General features: G+C 72.8%; 15 protein-coding genes. All 15 read left to right on the forward strand.

The window, feature by feature from the left end:
- Positions 1–3 precede the first annotated feature (3 nt).
- Positions 4–939 carry a GDP-mannose 4,6-dehydratase gene (locus tag VGB24_RS06970; RefSeq protein ID WP_331072218.1) on the forward strand — a complete coding sequence of 312 codons (936 nt, stop codon included), beginning with the start codon at positions 4–6 and terminating at the stop codon, positions 937–939.
- Positions 936–2,453 carry a uroporphyrinogen-III C-methyltransferase gene (gene cobA / locus VGB24_RS06975; protein WP_331072219.1) on the forward strand — a complete coding sequence of 506 codons (1,518 nt, stop codon included), beginning with the start codon at positions 936–938 and terminating at the stop codon, positions 2,451–2,453. The genes VGB24_RS06970 and cobA overlap by 4 nt, the downstream gene beginning before the upstream one ends.
- Positions 2,450–4,075 carry a capsule assembly Wzi family protein gene (locus VGB24_RS06980; RefSeq protein WP_331072220.1) on the forward strand — a complete coding sequence of 542 codons (1,626 nt, stop codon included), beginning with the start codon at positions 2,450–2,452 and terminating at the stop codon, positions 4,073–4,075. Before cobA ends, VGB24_RS06980 begins: the two co-directional genes overlap by 4 nt.
- An 11-nt stretch (positions 4,076–4,086) precedes the next feature.
- Positions 4,087–5,085, forward strand: a complete 999-nt coding sequence (gene hemB / locus VGB24_RS06985; RefSeq protein ID WP_331072221.1) for a porphobilinogen synthase — start codon at positions 4,087–4,089, stop codon at positions 5,083–5,085.
- Between the two features lie 211 nt (positions 5,086–5,296).
- Positions 5,297–7,186, forward strand: a complete 1,890-nt coding sequence (locus VGB24_RS06990; RefSeq protein WP_331072222.1) for a nucleoside-diphosphate sugar epimerase/dehydratase — start codon at positions 5,297–5,299, stop codon at positions 7,184–7,186.
- 124 nt (positions 7,187–7,310) lie between these two features.
- The gene (locus tag VGB24_RS06995) at positions 7,311–8,705 is read left to right on the forward strand and encodes a nucleotide sugar dehydrogenase (protein WP_331072223.1); all 1,395 of its coding nucleotides are present in this window, start codon (positions 7,311–7,313) and stop codon (positions 8,703–8,705) included.
- Positions 8,706–8,808: 103 nt separating this feature from the next.
- Complete coding sequence (locus tag VGB24_RS07000) at positions 8,809–10,182, forward strand: UDP-glucose/GDP-mannose dehydrogenase family protein (protein ID WP_331072224.1); 1,374 nt, start codon at positions 8,809–8,811, stop codon at positions 10,180–10,182.
- A gap of 5 nt (positions 10,183–10,187) precedes the next feature.
- Complete coding sequence (locus VGB24_RS07005; protein WP_331072225.1) at positions 10,188–11,159, forward strand: UDP-glucuronic acid decarboxylase family protein; 972 nt, start codon at positions 10,188–10,190, stop codon at positions 11,157–11,159.
- A gap of 53 nt (positions 11,160–11,212) precedes the next feature.
- A complete protein-coding gene (locus VGB24_RS07010; protein ID WP_331072226.1) occupies positions 11,213–12,865 on the forward strand; it encodes a polysaccharide biosynthesis/export family protein in 1,653 nt (550 codons plus the stop codon).
- The gene (locus tag VGB24_RS07015) at positions 12,862–14,055 is read left to right on the forward strand and encodes a hypothetical protein (RefSeq protein ID WP_331072227.1); all 1,194 of its coding nucleotides are present in this window, start codon (positions 12,862–12,864) and stop codon (positions 14,053–14,055) included. Before VGB24_RS07010 ends, VGB24_RS07015 begins: the two co-directional genes overlap by 4 nt.
- Entirely contained in the window at positions 14,045–15,160 is a 1,116-nt protein-coding gene (gene rfbB / locus VGB24_RS07020) for a dTDP-glucose 4,6-dehydratase (protein ID WP_331072228.1), read from the forward strand. The genes VGB24_RS07015 and rfbB overlap by 11 nt, the downstream gene beginning before the upstream one ends.
- On the forward strand, positions 15,157–16,035 hold the full coding sequence (gene rfbA / locus VGB24_RS07025) for a glucose-1-phosphate thymidylyltransferase RfbA (protein ID WP_331072229.1): 879 nt from the start codon (positions 15,157–15,159) through the stop codon (positions 16,033–16,035). Before rfbB ends, rfbA begins: the two co-directional genes overlap by 4 nt.
- The gene (gene rfbC / locus VGB24_RS07030; protein ID WP_331072230.1) at positions 16,032–16,592 is read left to right on the forward strand and encodes a dTDP-4-dehydrorhamnose 3,5-epimerase; all 561 of its coding nucleotides are present in this window, start codon (positions 16,032–16,034) and stop codon (positions 16,590–16,592) included. The genes rfbA and rfbC overlap by 4 nt, the downstream gene beginning before the upstream one ends.
- The gene (gene rfbD / locus VGB24_RS07035; protein WP_331072231.1) at positions 16,589–17,614 is read left to right on the forward strand and encodes a dTDP-4-dehydrorhamnose reductase; all 1,026 of its coding nucleotides are present in this window, start codon (positions 16,589–16,591) and stop codon (positions 17,612–17,614) included. The genes rfbC and rfbD overlap by 4 nt, the downstream gene beginning before the upstream one ends.
- Positions 17,611–18,495: an ABC transporter permease gene (locus VGB24_RS07040; RefSeq protein ID WP_331072232.1), complete on the forward strand. Its 885-nt coding sequence runs from the start codon at positions 17,611–17,613 to the stop codon at positions 18,493–18,495. Before rfbD ends, VGB24_RS07040 begins: the two co-directional genes overlap by 4 nt.
- Position 18,496: the final 1 nt, after the last annotated feature.

Here is an 18,496-nt window from a genome sequence, read left to right on the forward strand (position 1 = left end):
CGCGTGCGGGTCCTGGTAACCGGCGCGGCGGGGTTCGTGGGCACCTGGCTGGTGCGCGCGCTGCTGGCGGACGGGCACGCCGTGGTGGCCACCCGGCAGGAGGGCCACCCGTCGCCCGCCGATCGTGCCGACGTGGAGTGGATCCCCCTGGACGTGACCTCCGCCGAAAGCGTCGAGGCCGCCGTCCGGCGCGCCGCGCCCGAGCAGGTGTACCACCTTGCCGGGCAGGCCTCCGTCGCCGGCTCGTTCAGCGACCCGCTGGGCACCTGGGACGTGAACGCCACCGGCACCCTGCGCCTGGCCCGGGCGCTGCCGGCCGACGCGCGCCTGCTGGTGGTGAGCTCGGCCGAGGTGTACGGCGTGGTCCCCGACGAGGAGCAGCCCATCGAGGAGGACCGGCCGCTGCGGCCGTGCAACCCGTACGCGGCCAGCAAGGCGGCCGCCGAGATGGCGGCGCTGCAGGCGCGCGGCCCCGTGGTGGTGGCCCGCTCGTTCAACCACACGGGCCCGGGGCAGGACGAGCGCTTCGCCCTGGCCAGCTTCGCCCGCCAGCTCGCGGAGATCCGCGAGGGGCGCGGCCAGCCCGTGCTGCGGGTGGGCAACCTGTCGGCGCGCCGCGACCTGCTCGACGTGCGCGACGTGGCCCGGGCGTACGTGCGGCTGATGAACGAGGGCGAGGCCGGCCAGGCCTACAACGTCTGCTCCGGCCACGCGGTGGCCATGAGCGACGCCGTCGAGCAGCTGATCGACCTGTCGGGCACGGGCGCCCGGCTGGAGGTGGACCCGGAGCGCGTACGCCCCGTGGACGTGCCGCTGCTCTGCGGGAGCGGCACGCGGCTGCGGGCGCTGGGCTGGGCGCCGGAGATCGCCTTTCGCGACACGCTGGCGGAGCTGCTGGAGTCGCACGTCCAGGCCCTTGGCGCGGCGGCGGTGGCGTGACGGGTACCGTCTATCTCGTCGGCGCCGGGCCGGGCGACCCCGGCCTGCTGACGCTGCGCGCCGCCGAGCTGATCGCCCGCGCCGACGTGCTGGTGTACGACGCCCTGGTCAGCCCCGCCATCCTGGAGCGCGCCACCGCCCCCCGCCGCATCTACGTGGGCAAGCGGGGAGGCGAGCACAGCCGTACGCAGGACGAGATCAACGACGTCCTGGTGGAGCTGGCCCGCGAGCACCGCTGCGTGGTGCGGCTGAAGGGCGGCGACCCGTTCGTCTTCGGGCGGGGCGGGGAAGAGGCGCTGATCCTGGCCCGGGCCGGCGTTCCGTTCGAGGTGGTTCCCGGCGTCACGGCGGGGATCGCCGCGCCGGCATACGCGGGAATCCCGGTCACCCAGCGGGGGATGGCCGCCAGCGTGGCGTTCGTCACCGGGCACGAAGACCCCACCAAGGCCGACACCGACGTGGACTGGGCCCACCTGGCCCGCGGCGTGGGGACCGTTGTCTTCTACATGGGCGTGGGGCGGATGGCGGAAAACTTCCGCCGCCTGGTGGAGGCCGGACGGGCGCCGGACACCCCCGCCGCGGCCATCGAGTGGGGAACCTACCCGCGCCAGCGCACCGTCACGGGCACGCTGGCGACGCTGCCGGACGTCGCCCGGGAGGCGGGGATCGGCGCCCCGTCGCTGATCGTCGTGGGCGAGGTGGCGTCCCTTCGGGAGCAACTTGCGTGGTGGGACCGCCGCCCGCTGTCGGGAAAGCGCATCGTGGTCACCCGCGCCCGGGCGCAGGCCAGCGAGTTCGCGGCCGCGCTGGAGGCGCTGGGGGCGGAGACGGTGCAGTTCCCCACCGTCCGCATCGTTCCGCCCGCGGACCCGGAGCCGCTGCGCCGCGCCGCCGCCGGGGCGGGGTCGTTCCACTGGATCGTCTTCACCAGCGCCAACGGCGTCCAGCACTTCTGGGCCGCGCTGGATGAGGGTGGGGGTGACGCCCGCAGCCTGGCCGGCGTCAGGGTGTGCGCCATCGGCCCGGCAACGGCCGCGGCGCTGAAGGAGCGGGGCGTGCGCGCGGACCTGGTCCCCGGCGAGTTCGTGGGCGAGGCGGCGGCCGAGGCGCTGCTGGCCGCCGGCCCCGTCGTCGGCCTGCGCATCCTTCTGCCCCGCGCCGACCTGGCCCGCGCCGCGGTTCCCGACCGGCTGCGCGCCGCGGGGGCCGACGTGGTGGAGGTGGAGGCGTACCGGACGGTGCAGGACGGCGCGGGGGCTGACGCCGTCAGGCGGATGCTGGAGCGGGGCGAGGTGGATGCCGTGACGTTCACGGCCGCGTCCACCGTCAGGAGCTTCGTCCAGCTGGTGGGTGCCGGCACCGGCGGGGCGCTGGTGGCGTCCATCGGGCCGGTGACCTCGGCGGCGGCGCGGGAAGCGGGGCTGCAGGTGGACATCGAGGCGGCGGAATACACCATCCCGGGCCTGCTCGCGGCGATTCGCGAGCGGCTGGGGAACCAGAGCGGGACTGCATGAAGGCAGGGTTCGTCGTTCCATCCGGCGTTTTCCGGCGCGGAGCCCGGGTCCGCGGCGCCGCGCTGCTCGCCGCCGCCCTGTTCGCCGCGCCGGCCGCGGGGCAGGGGACCGCCGCGGACTCGGCCCGTCCGCCCGCGCCTTCAGCCGTGCTCGCGGCGGCGGACAGTGGCGCCGCGGTTTCCGGGGCGGGCCGGCACACGGGGTCGTCTCCCCTCGTGGCCGCCGGCCACTGGGCCGTGCGCGCCGCGCGGCGCGCCGAGGCGCTGGGATGGGCGCGGGACTACCTGCCCGCCCAGGCAGCGGTCCCGCGGCACGCGGTGGCCGACGCCCTGGAGCAGGCCGCGCACGCCGCACCCGCCGGCGCGCAGCGCCGCCTGGCCGCGGGGTGGCTCGCCCGCTTCGCCGAAGAGTTTCCCGAATACGCCGCGCCGCGCGGCGCCGCATACCGGCCGGGCGCCGCCGTGCACGCCGAGTACCTGGGGCGCGAGGGGCGGCTGTCTCCCACGATCGGGTATGCGCAGGACCGCCAGGACCCCCGCCCGGTGCCCGACCTTCACACTCCCCGGCTTCGGGCGGAGGCGGGGATGGGGGCGGGCGCGTTCGCCCTGTGGGCCGAAGCCCGCGCGGACCGGCGGGGCCTGGCCCTGCCCCGCTGGGAGGCCCTGGCGGGCGTGGGCGCGTTCTCGTTCTCCGTGGGCAGCCGCGAAGTGGGCTTCGGCCCGGGTGTCGGCGGGGCCGTCGTGCTGTTTCCGGGCGACCCGCTGCTCCGCGTACAGGCGCAGACGGCGAGGCCCGTGCGGCTTCCCGGGTTTCTCCGGCACGCGGGCCCCGTGAGCATGCACCTGTTCACCGGTCCCACGCGCGATCCCGGGCGCCACCCGGAGCAGGCGTGGCTGTGGGGCGCGCGCCTGGCCGTGCAGCCGCACCCGCGCCTGACGCTGGCGGCCAACCGGTCGTCCATCTTCGGCACCGCGGCGGAACCGGTCACCGCGTTCCGCGTGGTGCGCATGCTGGCGGGCGTCATCCGGCACGGCGACTTCGAGAACCAGATCGCCTCGTTCGACGCGCGCTGGCGCCTTCCCACCGACGCGGTGCTTCCCGCCACGGTGTACGCCGAGGTGGGCGCCGACGACGGCGCCGGGGCCTTCGACGAGATGCCCGGCGTGGTGGCGGGGGTGTTCCTTCCGGCCCTGCCCGCGCTTCCGCAGCTGGCGCTGGGCGCCGAGTACACGCGCTTCCCCGAGGCCTGCTGCGGCCACGGTCCGTGGTACTTCAACGCCAGCCAGCGCGGCGGCTGGGCCCGCCTTTCGCGCCCGCTGGGGCACCCCATGGGAGGGCAGGGGCGGGAGGCGCTGGGCTACGCGCACGCCGAGCTCTTCGACGCGCGGCTGCGCGTGGAGGGCCGCGGATTCAGGCGCGAGCGGTCCGGGGCCGACCTGGTGCGGCGAGGCGGGGCCAACCTGTTCGCGCCCCAGCGCGCGGGGCGAAGCACCGGGGCCGCCCTGGACGCGGCGCTGCGGCTGGGCCGCGTGGACCTGCGCGCCGGGGGGTACCGCGACCAGGGCGACGGGTGGCGCGAACAGTGGTTCCACCTGGGGGCATCCGCGTTCATCCACGAGTGAAAGAAGTACCGATGCCCAGCCATCCGGCCTATCGCCCCCGCCGCCTGCGGCGCACCGAGGCGCTTCGCGCCGCCAGCCGCGAAACCTCGGTTTCGCCGGGCGACCTGGTGCTGCCCCTGTTCGCGGTGCACGGCGCGGGCGTGCGCCGCCCGGTGTCGTCCATGCCGGGGGTGGAGCAGACCTCGCCCGACGAGCTGCTCAGGGACGCCGAAGAGGCGCTGTCGCTGGGTCTGGGGGGCGTGCTGCTGTTCGGGATCCCCGAACACAAGGACGACTGCGGGAGCGAGGGGTACGCCGACGACGGCGTCGTGCAGCGCGCCGTGCGGCTGCTGAAGCGCGAGCTTCCCGACCTGCTGGTGATCACCGACGTGTGCCTGTGCGAGTACACCAGCCACGGCCACTGCGGCGTGCTCCGGGACGGCGACGTCGACAACGACGCCACCCTTCCGCTCCTGCAGCGGGTGGCGCTCACCCACGCGGCCGCGGGTGCCGACGTGGTGGCCCCGTCGGACATGATGGACGGGCGCGTGGCCGCCCTGCGCGGCGCGCTCGACGCGGGCGGGTTCGCCGGCACGGCCATCCTGTCGTACACCGCCAAGTACGCGTCGGCGTTCTACGGCCCCTTTCGCGAGGCGGCCGAAAGCGCGCCCTCGAGCGGCGACCGCCGCTCGGCGCAGATGGACCCGGCCAACGCCCTGGAGGCGGTGCGCGAGGCGCGCCTGGACGTGGCCGAGGGTGCCGACATGCTGATGGTGAAGCCCGCGCTGGCGTACCTGGACGTCATCCACCGGGTGAAGGCCGAGACCGGCTACCCGGTTTTCGGCTACCACGTTTCGGGCGAGTACGCCATGATCGAGGCCGCGGCCCAGCGCGGGTGGATCGACGGGCCGCGCGCCCACGAGGAGGCGCTGACGTGCATCCGGCGCGCCGGCGCCGACCGGGTGGTGAGCTACTACGCCCGCCAATTCGCCCGGTCCCGTGCCGGGCGGGGCGCGGGTGTACGGATCTGACGCCCTGAAACGTTCTTGGAGCGGACGGCCGCCGGTGTGACCGTCCGGGGGCTTCGCCCGTCAGGCACGTGACGGCGCCAAGCGGCGTTCCGTCCCGGGCTTCGGCCCGGGCGTAATTCGTGCACTCCGTGCGCGGAGCACCGATACGCCCCGGCCAGCGCGCCGCGGCAGTCGCCGTGCGCCCGCGTGTTCTACTCATGTTCGCGATCCTATGCTTCCCTACGTCCTCGTGCGGTTTCGCAGGCCGCTCATCGTCGGCCTGCACCTTCTCCTGATTCCCCTGGCGTACCGGTTCGCCTTCGGACTGCGCTTCGACCTTCACGTTCCCGACGCGGTCGAGCCCATCTTCTGGGCGACGCTCCCGTACCTGGTGGGCGCGCGGCTCGCCTCGTTCCTGGCGTTCGGCCTGTTCCAGGGGTGGTGGCGCCACGTGGGCATGCGCGACCTGATCGACCTGGTGCGCGCGGTGACGACGAGCTCGGCCCTGCTGCTCGGCCTGCTGTTCCTAACCGACCAGCTGGCGGGCTTTCCGCGTTCGGTGCTGGTGCTTGACTGGGTGCTGGCCCTGCTGGTGTTCGGCGGCGTCCGCTTCCTGGTCAGGGCCGTGCGCGAGCGGCACTTCATCCCCTGGCGGGCCCAGCGCGGCAAGCGCACCCTGATCGTGGGGGCGGGCAACGCGGCCGAGCGCCTGCTGCGCCACTTCCACCGCGACGAGTCCGACCAGATCTACCCGGTGGGGCTGGTGGACGACGACCCGGGGAAGATGCGCATGCGCATGCACGGGGTGCCGGTGATCGGGACCACGGCCGAGATTCCGCAGCTCATCCGCGACCGGGGGATCGAACGGGTGGTGATCGCCATCCCGTCGGCCACCCGCGACGAGATGCGGCGCATCGTGCAGCCCTGCATGGACGCCGACGTGGACTTCCAGATCGTGCCTTCCATGCGCGAGCTGCTGGACGGCCGCGCGCGGCTGGGCGAGCTGCGGCCGGTGCAGATCGAGGACCTGCTGGGGCGCGACACCGTGGCCCTGGAGCTGGACGGCGTGCGGGAGGACCTGGAGGGGCGGGTGGTGCTGGTGACCGGCGGGGCCGGCTCCATCGGCTCGGAGCTGGCGCGCCAGGTGGCGGCCATGGAGCCGCGCCGGCTCGTGGTGCTGGACCAGGCCGAGTCGCCGCTGTACTTCGCCATGCTGGAGCTCGTCCGCGCGCATCCGCGCATGGACATCGTTCCCGTGGTGGCCGACATCACCAACGAGGGGCGGATGGAATCGGTGTTCGCCGAGCACCGCCCGGACTGCGTGTTCCACGCGGCCGCCTACAAGCACGTGCCGCTGATGGAGGACAACGCCGTCGAGGCGGTGCGGAACAACACGCTGGGCACCCTGTGCGTGGCGCAGATGGCCGCCCGCTTCGGCGCCGCCAAGTTCGTGCTGATCTCCACCGACAAGGCGGTGCACCCTTCCAGCGTCATGGGCGCCACCAAGCGCGTGGCCGAGCAGGTGGTGCTCGGCTGGCCCTCGCTGCGCCGCGCCGGCACCGACTTCCGCGCCGTGCGCTTCGGGAACGTGCTGGGCTCCGACGGAAGCGTGCTTCCCCTGTTCCGCCGCCTGATGGACGCGGGGCAGCCCCTGACGGTGACGCACCCCGACGTCACGCGGTACTTCATGACCATCCCCGAGGCCGTGCAGCTGGTGCTTCAGGCCTCGGCGATCCCCGAGGCGGCGGGGCGCATCTGCATGCTCGACATGGGCGAGCCGGTGCGCATCGTCGAGCTGGCCGAAAACCTGATCCGGCTTTCGGGGCTGGAGCCGTACCGCGACGTTCCCATCGTGTTCACCGGGCTTCGCCCCGGCGAAAAGCTTCACGAGGAGCTGATGTCGGAGCACGAGGCCACCATTCCCACGGCGCTGGCCAAGATCCGCATCGTGCAGTCGAACGAGCCCGCCCCCGACACGCTGATGCCCGGGCTGGACAGGCTGGGCGCCGCCGTCGAGGTAGGGAGCGCCGAAGACTGCCTGCTGGGCATCTGCGCGCTGGTTCCCGAGTGCGTGGCGCCGCTGCGCGAACGCGGGCTGGAAGCCGCGGCGGCCGCGCGGTAGCCGGGCGGCGGCTTGCGCCGCACGGCCATGTAGCAATATCTTATAGGTTTACGGTACGCACGGAGGCGCGTTTCTCTCGCGCCTGCGACGCGCCGGGACCGCGTTTGACCGAAGGGTGGTACCCATGAGCGCCAGGCTGGACGATTTGCTTTCCCGCACCGAGTCGCGCGACGCGGTGGTCGGGATCATCGGGTTGGGATACGTGGGGTTGCCGCTGGCGGTGGAGGTGGCGCGCAGTGGATTCCGCGCGCTGGGCTTCGACATCTCCGAGCGGGTGGTGGAGGGCGTGCTCGGCGGGCGCAGCCACGTGCAGGACGTTTCCAGCGAGGTGCTGGGCGCGTTCGTGGGCGAGGGGCTGCTTTCGGCCACGACCGACTTTTCGCGGCTGGCCGAGTGCGACGCCGTCTGCATCTGCGTGCCCACGCCGCTGAACAAGATCAAGGACCCGGACCTGTCGTTCGTGGTCAATGCGTCGGAGGGCATCGCCCGCACGCTGCGGCCGGGGCAGCTGGTGATCCTGGAAAGCACCACCTTTCCGGGCACCACCCGTGACGTGGTGCTGCCCATCCTGGAGGAGGGCGGGCTCAAGGCGGGCGAGGACTTCTTCGTCTGCTTCAGCCCCGAGCGGGTGGATCCCGGCAACCCGGTGTGGCACACGCGCAACACGCCCAAGGTGATCGGCGGCATCACGGCCGGGTGCCTGCAGGCGGGCGAGGCGCTGTACGGGCGGGTGTTCGACACGCTGGTGCCGGTGGAAAGCGCCGAGGCCGCCGAGCTGGTGAAGGTGTACGAGAACACCTTCCGCATGATCAACATCGCGCTGGCCAACGAGCTGGCGCAGGCGTGCGAGAAGCTGCGGGTGGACGTCTGGGACGTGATCGAGGCGGCGGCCACCAAGCCGTTCGGCTTCATGAAGTTCACGCCGGGCCCGGGGCTGGGCGGGCACTGCATTCCGCTGGACCCGCACTACCTGTCGTGGAAGATGCGCACGCTGGAGTTCCGGACGCGGATGATCGAGCTGGCCAGCGAGATCAACGGCGAGATGCCCGCGTTCGTGGTGGGCAAGGTGGCCGACGCGCTGAACGACGAGAGCAAGGCGGTGCGCGGCAGCGACGTGCTGGTGCTCGGCGTGGCGTACAAGAAGAACATCGACGACCTGCGCGAAAGCCCGGCGCTCGACATCATGCGGCTGCTGCAGGACAAGGGGGCGCGGGTCAGCTTCCACGACCCGTTCTGCGAGGCCATCCACGACGACGGCCACACCCCGCTGAAGGGGCTGCCCATGGCGAGCCAGGTGCTCACCGAGGAGCGGCTGGCCGCGGCCGACGTGGTGGTGGTGGTGACGGACCACACCACCGTGGACTACGCGCGGGTGGCGGAGCACGCGCGCCTGGTGGTGGACACCCGCGGAGTGATGAGGCGGCACCCCGGTGCCGCCCGCGTGGTGGGGCTGTCGGGCGTGGCCACTCCGCCGCCGGCCGCGCTGCACGCCCTGGCGGGGCTGGCCGTCGTAGGCTGATCCGCTTCGCCGCGCCCGACGCGGCCGGCCGGCGTCCTCGCCGGCCGGCCGCGTCCGTGCAGCGGGGCGGCGTACCTGAAAATCTTCCGAGGAGACGCTCTTCGTGCGTATCACAGTGGTCGGGACGGGGTATGTGGGGCTGGTGGTGGGGGTGTGCCTCGCCGAAACCGGCAACGACGTGGTGTGTGCCGACGTGGACGCGGGCAAGATCGGCCGCCTGAACGCCGGCGAGATCCCCATCTACGAGCCCGGCCTGGAGCCGCTGGTGGAGCGCAACCTGCGCGAGGGGCGCATCTCGTTCACCACCGAGGTGGCACCCGCCGTGGCGGGCGCCGAGATCGTCTTCATCGCGGTGGGCACCCCTCCGGGCGAGGACGGCTCGGCCGACCTGCAGCACGTGCTGGCCGTGGCCGACACCATCGGGCGCAACATGCCCGACGACGGCCCCGAGAAGATCGTCATCACCAAGAGCACGGTTCCGGTGGGGACGGCCGCCAAGGTGCGCGCGGCCATCGGCCGCCACACCGGCCGGCGCGTGCACGTGTGCTCCAACCCCGAGTTCCTCAAGGAGGGCGCGGCGGTCCTGGACTTCATGAAGCCCGACCGCGTGGTGGTGGGGGTGGACTCGGAGTACGCCCGCGAAAAGCTGGGCGAGCTGTACTCGCCGTTCGTGCGCACCGGCAATCCCATCCTGTTCATGGACATCGCCAGCGCCGAGATCACCAAGTACGCGGCCAACGCCATGCTGGCCACGCGCATCTCGTTCATGAACATGATCGCGGGGCTGTGCGAGGCCGTGGGCGCCGACGTGTCGCACGTGCGGCAGGGCATCGGCACCGACGAGCGCATCGGGCCCGGGTTCCTGTTCGCGGGGATCGGGTACGGCGGCAGCTGCTTTCCCAAGGACGTCAAGGCGCTGGTGCACACCCTTCGCGAATCGGGGGTCGACGCCTCGATCCTGGACGGGGTGGAGAAGGTGAACGAGGCGCAGAAGCGGCTGCTGCTGCAGCGCGTGGTGGAGCGGTACGGCGAGGACCTGGCGGGGCGCACCTTCGCGGTGTGGGGGCTTTCGTTCAAGCCCGAAACCGACGACATGCGCGAGGCCCCCTCCCTCACGGTGGTTCGCGGCCTGGTGGAGCGCGGCGCGCGGGTGCTGGCCCACGACCCCGAAGCGGAGCACGAGGCCCAGCGCTACTTCGCCGACCTGCTGGAAACCCGCGGGCTGGCCCTGTTCGAGCACAACTACGACTGCCTGGAGGGCGCCGACGCGCTGCTGGTGCTGACGGAGTGGGCCCCCTACCGCAACCCCGACTTCGCGCGGGTGCAGGCGCTCCTGGGTGAGCCGGTGGTCTTCGACGGGCGCAACCTGTGGGACCCGGAGCGCATGCGGGACATGGGCTTCGAGTACGTGTCGGTGGGCCGCGTCGCGCTGGCCGCCGCCGAACCGGGGCGCTCCCTGGCGGCCGCGGGAGCCTGAGGCGCATGCGCGTTCTCATCACCGGGGCCGCGGGGTTCCTGGGCTCGCACCTGTGCGACCGGTTCCTGGCCGAGGGCTACGAGGTGGTCGGGATGGACAACTTCATCACCGGCCATCCCGACAACGTGGCGCACCTGATGGGGCGGCCGGACTTCCGGTTCATCCAGCACGACGTCACCAACTACATCTACGTCGAGGGTGCGCTGGACGGGGTGCTCCACTTCGCCTCGCCCGCCAGCCCGGTGGACTACCTGGAGCAGCCCATCCCCACCCTCAAGGTGGGGTCGCTGGGCACCCACAAGGCGCTGGGGCTGGCCAAGGCCAAGGGCGCCCGCTTCCTGCTCGCGTCCACCAGCGAGGTGTACGGTGATCCCCAGGTGCATCCCCAGCCGGAAAGCTACTGGGGCCACGTGAACCCGGTGGGCCCGCGGGGCGTGTACGACGAGGCCAAGCGCTTCGCCGAGGCCATGACCATGGCGTACCACCGCTACCACGGGATGCAGACGCGCATCGTGCGCATCTTCAACACGTACGGCCCGCGGATGAGGCCCGGCGACGGGCGGGTGGTCTCGAACTTCATCGTGCAGGCGCTGCGGGGCGATCCCATCTCCATTTATGGTGACGGATCGCAGACTCGGTCGTTTACCTACGTGGACGACCTGGTGGATGGGATCTACCGCCTGTTCCACTCCGACCGGGTGGAGCCGACCAACATCGGCAACCCCAACGAGTTCACCGTCCGCGAGCTGGCCGAGCGGGTGCTGGCCCAGACGGAAGGCTCCTCGCCGCTGGACTGGCTGCCGCTCCCCGAGGACGACCCCAAGGTCCGCCAGCCCGACATCACCATCGCCCGCGCGGTCCTGGGATGGGAGCCGCGGGTGGAGCTGGAAGAGGGGCTGCGCCGCACCATTCCGCACTTCCGGCGGATGGTGGAGCAGGGCCAGGACGCGGGCGCCCGCACGCTCGCGCGCGCGTAGCGGCGGCAGGCGGGCGGGCCGCCGCGCCCACCCATCAACGATCGTGGTTTGACGTGAAGGATATTCGATTCCATTGCAGGCGACTGGCGGCCGCGGCGTTCATGGCCGCGGCGTTCGCCGTCCCCGGTGCGGCGCAGGAGCCCGGCTCCCGCGCCGCACAGGCCCAGCCCGACTCGCAGCCGCGGCCCCGCGCGGCCACGCAGGCCCCCCCGGTGTACCCGGTCGGCGACCCGCTGGTGCTGACCGCGCCCGTGAGCCGCGCCGAGTACCGGGTGGGCCCGGGCGACGTGCTGATTCTTTCCCTGACCGGCAACGTGAACCGGGTGCACGAGCTCCCGGTGACTCCCGACGGGGCCGTGGTGGTTCCCGACCTGGGCCTGCTGCGCGTGCAGGAGCTGAACCTGGACCAGGCGCAGGCGCGCGTTCGCGACCTGGTGGCCCGCAACTACCAGGGCGTGTCGGTGGCCCTGGCGCTGTTGCGGGCGCGGAGCTTCAAGGTGTTCGTGGTGGGCGACGTCCCCGACGCGGGCTTCCGCATCGCCAACCCCGCCACGCGGGTCAGCGAGTTCGTTCCCGCCGAGGCCGCCGCCGGCGTGGCGCGCCGCAACGTGGTGGTGCGCCGCGCCGCGGGCGACTCGGTGCTGGCCGACCTGGCGCGCTTTCGCCAGATGGGCGAGCTGGCGGCCAACCCCGCGCTGCTGGAGGGCGACGTGGTGATGGTGCCCGCCGTGAACGAGACCGTGTCCATCCACGGGCGGGTGCACTTTCCGGGGGCGTACGAGCACCGGCCGGGCGAAACCCTGGCCGAGTTCCTGGAGGTGGTGAACGGGCCGGGTGGCTTTCCCGCCAACGCGGCCGACACCCTGCGCCTGACCCGCTTCGTGGGCGCGCAGCAGCGCGAGTTCCACGCGTTCTCCCGCGCGGAGGCGGTGGGCGCGGTGGGCCGCGGCTTTGCCCTGCGCCCCGGCGACGCGCTGTATGTGGTCACGGTGGCGCACTTCCGGCGCACGCGCACGGCCACCATCAGCGGCGAGGTGCTGCGCCCCGGCACGTACCCCATCCGCCCCGACACCACCACCGTCCGTGACCTCGTGGCCATGGCGGGCGGGTTCACCGGCGAGGCGTCGCTGGTGGAAGCCACCCTGCGGCGCTCGGCCGACAGCGCCCAGGTGGTGGCGGAAACGGCGCTGGAGCGCGTTCCGCCCGAGCTCCTGAGCGACGATCAGCGCCGGCTGCTGCAGACGCGCGCGCTGGCCGACCCCACGGTGGTGGTGCTGGACTTCCAGCAGCTCTTCGCGGGCGGCGAGGACGCGCTGGACCGCACCCTGGAGGCCAACGACGTGCTCTCGGTGCCGCGCAGGCGCACGGGGGTCACCGTGCTGGGCGCGGTGGCGCAGCCGGGAATCGTGCAGCACGCCCCGGGGCTTTCGGTGCGCGACTACGTGCGCCTCGCGGGCGGGTACAGCCGCCGCGCGGACCGGGGCGAGGTGACGGTGCTGCGCGCCCGCGCCGGCGTTCGCGCCGACGCCCGCGACGTTTCGCGGGTAGAGGCGGGCGACCAGATCGTGGTGCCCTTCCGCCGGCCCCGCGATCCGCTGCGGACGCTGCAGACCGCGCAGGCGGTGGCCGGCACCATCTCGGGCCTGATCTTCTCGTACCTGGCGCTGCGGGCGGTCCTCTCCCCCGCCGACGAGGAGTCTCCATGAGCGCCGGCAACGGGTACGGGGGGAACACGGCCCTGGCCCTTGCCGGGGCGGTACTGCTACGGTGGAAGACGGTGCTGGTCGTGGCGGTGCTGGTCACCGCCGCGACCGCGGGCTGGGCCGTGTTCCGGCGCCCGTGGTTCGTGACGAGCACGACGATGGTGCCGTTTTCCGGATCGCAGTCGCAGTCCGGCCTGGCGTTGGCCGGCCTGCCTGCCGGGGTAGCCTCCCTGGTGGGCGGGGCAGCGGCGAGCCCCACGGACCGCCTGGTGGGAGTGGTGCTCGGCAGCCAGACGCTGGCCGACTCCATGGTGGGCCGGCTGGCGCCGCGGTACGGCACCGAGGCCGAGGTGCGCGAGACCATGGCCGAGCGCACGCGGGTGCTGCGGAGCACGGAGGGCTCGGTGACCATCCAGGTGCGCGCCCCCAGCCCCGAGCTGGCGCAGCGCCTGGCGAACACCTACCCGGAGCTGGTCAACGCCGCCATGGCGCGGCTGAGCGCGGACGGCGCCGTGCGCCGGCAGAGCCTGCTGCGGACACAGCTGGACCTGGCCCGCGAGCGGCTGGTGCAGTCGGAGCAGCAGCTGCTCGCGTTCCAGCGCAACCGGTCGGCGCCCAACGTCGACGACCAGGCGCGGCGCACGCTGGACGCGGCCGCGGGGCTTCACGGGCGCGTGCTCGACGCCGAGCGCCGGGTGGCCGAGCTGCGGCGCACGCTGGTGGCCGGGCATCCGCAGCTGCAGGCCGCCATCGCCGACCTGGAGGCCCTGCGCGGCCAGCTTCGCCGCGTTTCGCAGGGCGCCGGGCCGGCCTTCGTGCCGCTGGGCCAGGGTGGCGAGCTGAGACTCGCTTCGGCCCGGCTGGAAGCCGAGTTCGCGCAGGACCAGCAGCTGTACCAATCGCTCGCGGCGGCGCTCACCGACGCGCAGCTGGACGCGAACAACAACCTGCCCGTGCTTACGGTGCTGGACGATGCGCGGCCGGCGGGCCGGGCCGGGTCGCCGGTGCAGACCGCGATGTTCGGCGCGCTGTTCGGCCTGGTGCTGGGGATGGGCCTGGTGCTGGGGTCCGAGCTGCTGCGCCGGGCGCGGATGAACCCCGGCAACGCGGGGTTCTTCGCGGCGTGGTCGCAGTTCCGGCGCGACCTGAAGCTGGGCGGGCGCCGGGGTGGGGAACTGGCGCATGGTGATTGAGCGGAGCCCCGTGGAGCGCTCCTCGTGTTCCTCCCCGATCGCGGGCCCCATCCTGGTCACCGGCGGCGCCGGCTTCATCGGCTCCGCGCTCGTGCGCACGCTGGTCGGCGACCTCGGGACGCGGGTGGTCAACGTCGACAAGCTGACGTACGCGGGAAACCTGGACTCCCTCGCGTCCATCGCCGCGGATTCCAACCACGTGTTCGAGGCCGTCGACATCTGCGACGCGGCCGGGCTGCGTGCCGTGTTCCGCGAGCACCGTCCCCTGGCCGTGATGCACCTCGCGGCCGAATCGCACGTCGACCGCTCCATCGACGGCCCGGGAGAGTTCGTCCGCACGAACGTGCTGGGTACCTTCACGCTTCTGGAGGAGGCCCGGCGCCACTGGCTCTCGCTGGACGATGCCGACAGGGCGCGCTTCCGATTCCTGCACGTGTCGACCGACGAGGTTTTCGGGTCCTTGGGCGCGGAGGGCTTCTTCGACGAGGCGACGCCGTACAGCCCCAACTCGCCGTACTCGGCGAGCAAGGCGGGATCGGACCACCTGGTGCGTGCCTGGCATCACACGTACGGGCTGCCGACGCTGGTCACGAACTGCTCCAACAACTACGGGCCGTACCAGTTTCCCGAGAAGCTCATTCCCCTGATGGTGCTGTCCGCCCTGGAGGGCAGGCCCCTCCCGGTGTACGGACGCGGCGAGAACGTGCGCGACTGGCTGTTCGTGGACGACCACGTCGAGGCGCTCCTGGCGGTGCTGGCGCGGGGCTCGGTGGGCGAAACCTACGTCGTCGGCGGAGCGAGCGAGCGCCGCAACATCGACGTGGTGCGTTCCGTCTGCCGTATCCTGGACGAGCTGCGCCCCGATCCGGGCACCGGCCCGCGTGAGGGACTGATCCGCTTCGTCGAGGACCGCCCCGGGCACGACCTGCGGTACGCGATCGACGCATCGCGAATTGCCCGGGAGCTTGGATGGCGGCCGCGGGAAACCTTCGAAACGGGGCTGCGGCGGACGGTGGAGTGGTACCTGGAAAATCCCGGGTGGTGCGAGCGCGTGCTCTCGGGGGCGTACCGGCTGGAGCGCCTGGGCGCCGGGGCGGCCGCGTGAAGGGCATCATCCTGGCCGGAGGCAGCGGAACGAGGCTGTACCCCATCACCCACGCGGTGAGCAAGCAGCTGCTCCCCGTGTACGACAAGCCGATGGTGTACTATCCCCTCACCACGCTCATGCTGGCGGGGATCCGCGAGGTGCTGCTCATCTCCACCCCGCACGATCTGCCGCTCTTCCGCCGCCTGTTGGGCGACGGGTCGCAATGGGGGATGTCGCTGGCGTACGCCGAGCAGCCCGCGCCCGAGGGGCTGGCGCAGGCGTTCATCATCGGCCGGGAGTTCGTGGGCGCCGGCGGGGTGTGCCTGGTGCTGGGCGACAACATCTTCTACGGCCACGGCTTGAGCGAGTCGCTGCAGCGCGCCGCCGGCCGCGCCGAGGGCGCCACGGTGTTCGGCTACTACGTAGGTGACCCGGAGCGCTACGGCGTGGTGGAGTTCGACGCCGGCGGCCGCGCCGTGGGTATCGAGGAGAAGCCCGCGCGACCGCGTTCGCACTATGCCGTCACGGGGCTGTACTTCTACGACAACCGGGTGCTCGAGGTGGCCGCCGGTCTTCGCCCTTCTTCGCGGGGCGAACTGGAGATCACCGACGTGAACCGCTGGTACCTGGAGCGGCGCGCCCTGGAGGTGGAGATCCTGGGCCGGGGGATGGCGTGGCTGGATACCGGAACGCACCAGTCGCTGGCCCAGGCGGCAAACTTCATTCAGACCGTCGAGGAGCGGCAGGGGCTCAAGATCGCCTGTCCCGAGGAGATCGCGCACGCGTGGGGATGGATTTCCGACCAGGACGTGCTGCGGCTTGCCGAGCCGCTGGGCAAGTCGGGGTACGGGCAGTACCTGCGCTCGCTGGTGGACGGGACCGTGCCGCGATGATCGTGCGCCCCACCGTCCTTGCCGGGGTGCTGCTGATCGAGCCGAAGGTGTTCCGCGACCAGCGCGGCTGGTTCGCCGAAAGCTGGAGCGAAGCGCGCTACGCCGAGGCGGGGATCGCCGGTCCCTTCGTGCAGGACAACGTGTCGTGCTCTCGCCGCGGCGTGCTGCGTGGAATGCACTTTCAGAACCCCGCCCCGCAGGGCAAGCTGGTGAGCGTGCCCTGGGGCGCCGTGTTCGACGTAGCCGTGGACCTGCGCAGGGGTTCGCTCACTTTCGGCCAATGGCTGGGGGTGGAGCTCTCGTCGGAGAACGGCCGGCAGCTGTGGGTGCCGATGGGGTTCGCGCACGGGTTCGTGGTGACGAGCGACACCGCCCTGTTCTCGTACAAGTGCACGGCGCCGTACACGCCCGAGGCGGAGCGCACCCTTCGCTGGGACGACCCCGACGTGGGCATCCGGTGGCCGGTGGCGGCACCGCCCCTGCTTGCGCCCAAGGACGCCGCCGCGCCGCGCCTGCGCGACCTGCCGCCCGAGGCGCTCTTCGGCGAGGCGCCGTGAGCGCCGCCGGGATCCTGCTGCTCGGGCGCAACGGGCAGGTGGGCTGGGAGCTGGAGCGCGCGCTCGCCCCGCTGGGCCGCGTGGCCGCGCTGGGACGCGCGGAGGCGGATCTGGCGTCGCCCGAGGCACTGCGCGCCGCCGTGCGCGCCGTCCGCCCCCGGTGGATCGTGAACGCGGCCGCCTACACGGCGGTGGACCGCGCCGAGGCGGAGCCCGAGGCGGCGTTCGCGGCCAACGCCCACGCGCCCGGCGTGCTTGCCGAAGAGGCCCGCCGCGTCGGGGCGTTCCTGGTGCACTACTCCACGGACTACGTGTTCGACGGGAGCAAGGGTGCGCCGTACGCCGAAAGTGACGCGCCGGCGCCCCTGAGCGTCTATGGGCGCTCCAAGCTGGCCGGCGAGCGCGCGGTGCAGGCCGCGGGCGACGACCACCTCATCCTGCGGACGACCTGGGTGTACGGTGCCCGGGGCGGAAACTTTCTGCGCACCATGCTGCGCCTGTTCGCGGAGCGCGACGAGGTGCGGGTGGTGGCCGACCAGGTGGGTGCGCCCACGTGGAGCCGCATGGTCGCGGGTGCGACGGCGGCCATCGTGGCCGCCTCCCGTTCCGGCACCCATGGCGGCGTGTACCACCTTGCCGCGGGGGGGCAGACGAGCTGGCACGGCTTCGCCGAGGCGATCCGCGACACCGTGGCGGACCCGGGCACCCGCGTGCGGGTGGCGCCCATCTCCACGGCCGAGTACCCCACCCCCGCCGCGCGGCCGGCCTGGTCGGTGCTGGACTGCGGCCGCCTGGCGCGCGATTTCGGCGTGGCGCTCCCCGGCTGGCGGGAGTCGCTGGAACTGGTGGCCGGGGAGATGGACGCGGGCCGGCCGGAACGCTCCCGCGCTTGTTCGCCCGTGGAAGCGTCGTTAGCTTTACCGGCTGCCCACCGAACGGAGCCCGGGGAACAAGCTGGGTTTCCGCCGGGGGGCGACGAAGTTTCGGGGCGCGGACGCCCCATGGTTTCTGGAGGGGAATGACGCTGAATTCTCACGTGCTGCCCATGCCGGGTGCGGGGTCTCCGCCGCGGGGTGAGGAGGCGCCGACGCTCGTCATCGAGCCGTCGCCCCGCTTTCCGCGCCTGGGCCTTCGCGAGCTGTGGGCGTACCGGGGACTGTTCCTGTTCCTGGTGTGGCGCGACATCAAGGTGCGCTACGCGCAGACCGTGCTGGGCGCGGGGTGGGCGATCCTGCAGCCGGCGCTCACGACGGTGGTGTTCTCGGTGGTGTTCGGCCTGCTGGCGCGCGTGCCTTCGGACGGGGTGCCGTACCCGGTGTTCGCGCTGACCGCGCTGGTGCCGTGGACGTACTTCGCCTCGGCGCTGACCTCGTCGAGCAACAGCCTGGTGTCGAGCACCAACCTGATCACCAAGGTGTACTTCCCGCGCCTGGTGATTCCCCTGGCCCCCGTGCTGGCGGGGCTCATGGACTTCGCGGTGGCGTTCGGCCTGCTGCTGGCGGTGATGCTGGCGTACGGAATGGTGCCCTCGCTGGCCGCCCTGGCCGTGGTGCCCCTGCTGCTCCTGTGCATGATCCTGACGGCGGCGGGGGTGGGCTGCTGGATGTCGGCGCTGAACATCCAGTACCGCGACGTGAAGCACGTGGTGCCGTTCCTCCTGCAGGTGTGGATGTACGCGTCGCCGATCCTGTACCCTGCCAGCCTGGTGCCGGAGCGCTGGCGGATGCTGTACGCGCTGAACCCCATGGTGGGGGTGGTGGAGGGCTTTCGTGCCGCGCTGCTGCAGACGCGCGCGGTGAGTTGGGGCGTGATCGCGGTGTCGTGCGCCATGGGGCTGGTGCTGCTGCTGACGGGCGCGCTGTACTTCCGGAAGGCCGAGCGGGTCTTCGCGGACGTGGCCTGAG

The organism is Longimicrobium sp., assembly GCF_036399935.1.
Lineage (GTDB): Bacteria > Gemmatimonadota > Gemmatimonadetes > Longimicrobiales > Longimicrobiaceae > Longimicrobium.

Bases quoted from the DNA above. Each gene is read 5' to 3' on its own strand.
- VGB24_RS07040 (WP_331072232.1), top strand. From the start codon at position 17,611: ATGACGCTGAATTCTCACGTGCTGCCCATGCCGGGTGCGGGGTCTCCG.
- hemB (WP_331072221.1), top strand. From the start codon at position 4,087: ATGCCCAGCCATCCGGCCTATCGCCCCCGCCGCCTGCGGCGCACCGAG.
- rfbC (WP_331072230.1), top strand. From the start codon at position 16,032: ATGATCGTGCGCCCCACCGTCCTTGCCGGGGTGCTGCTGATCGAGCCG.
- VGB24_RS07015 (WP_331072227.1), top strand. From the start codon at position 12,862: ATGAGCGCCGGCAACGGGTACGGGGGGAACACGGCCCTGGCCCTTGCC.
- VGB24_RS06990 (WP_331072222.1), top strand. From the start codon at position 5,297: ATGCTTCCCTACGTCCTCGTGCGGTTTCGCAGGCCGCTCATCGTCGGC.
- VGB24_RS07005 (WP_331072225.1), top strand. From the start codon at position 10,188: ATGCGCGTTCTCATCACCGGGGCCGCGGGGTTCCTGGGCTCGCACCTG.
- VGB24_RS06995 (WP_331072223.1), top strand. From the start codon at position 7,311: ATGAGCGCCAGGCTGGACGATTTGCTTTCCCGCACCGAGTCGCGCGAC.
- VGB24_RS06980 (WP_331072220.1), top strand. From the start codon at position 2,450: ATGAAGGCAGGGTTCGTCGTTCCATCCGGCGTTTTCCGGCGCGGAGCC.
- rfbB (WP_331072228.1), top strand. From the start codon at position 14,045: ATGGTGATTGAGCGGAGCCCCGTGGAGCGCTCCTCGTGTTCCTCCCCG.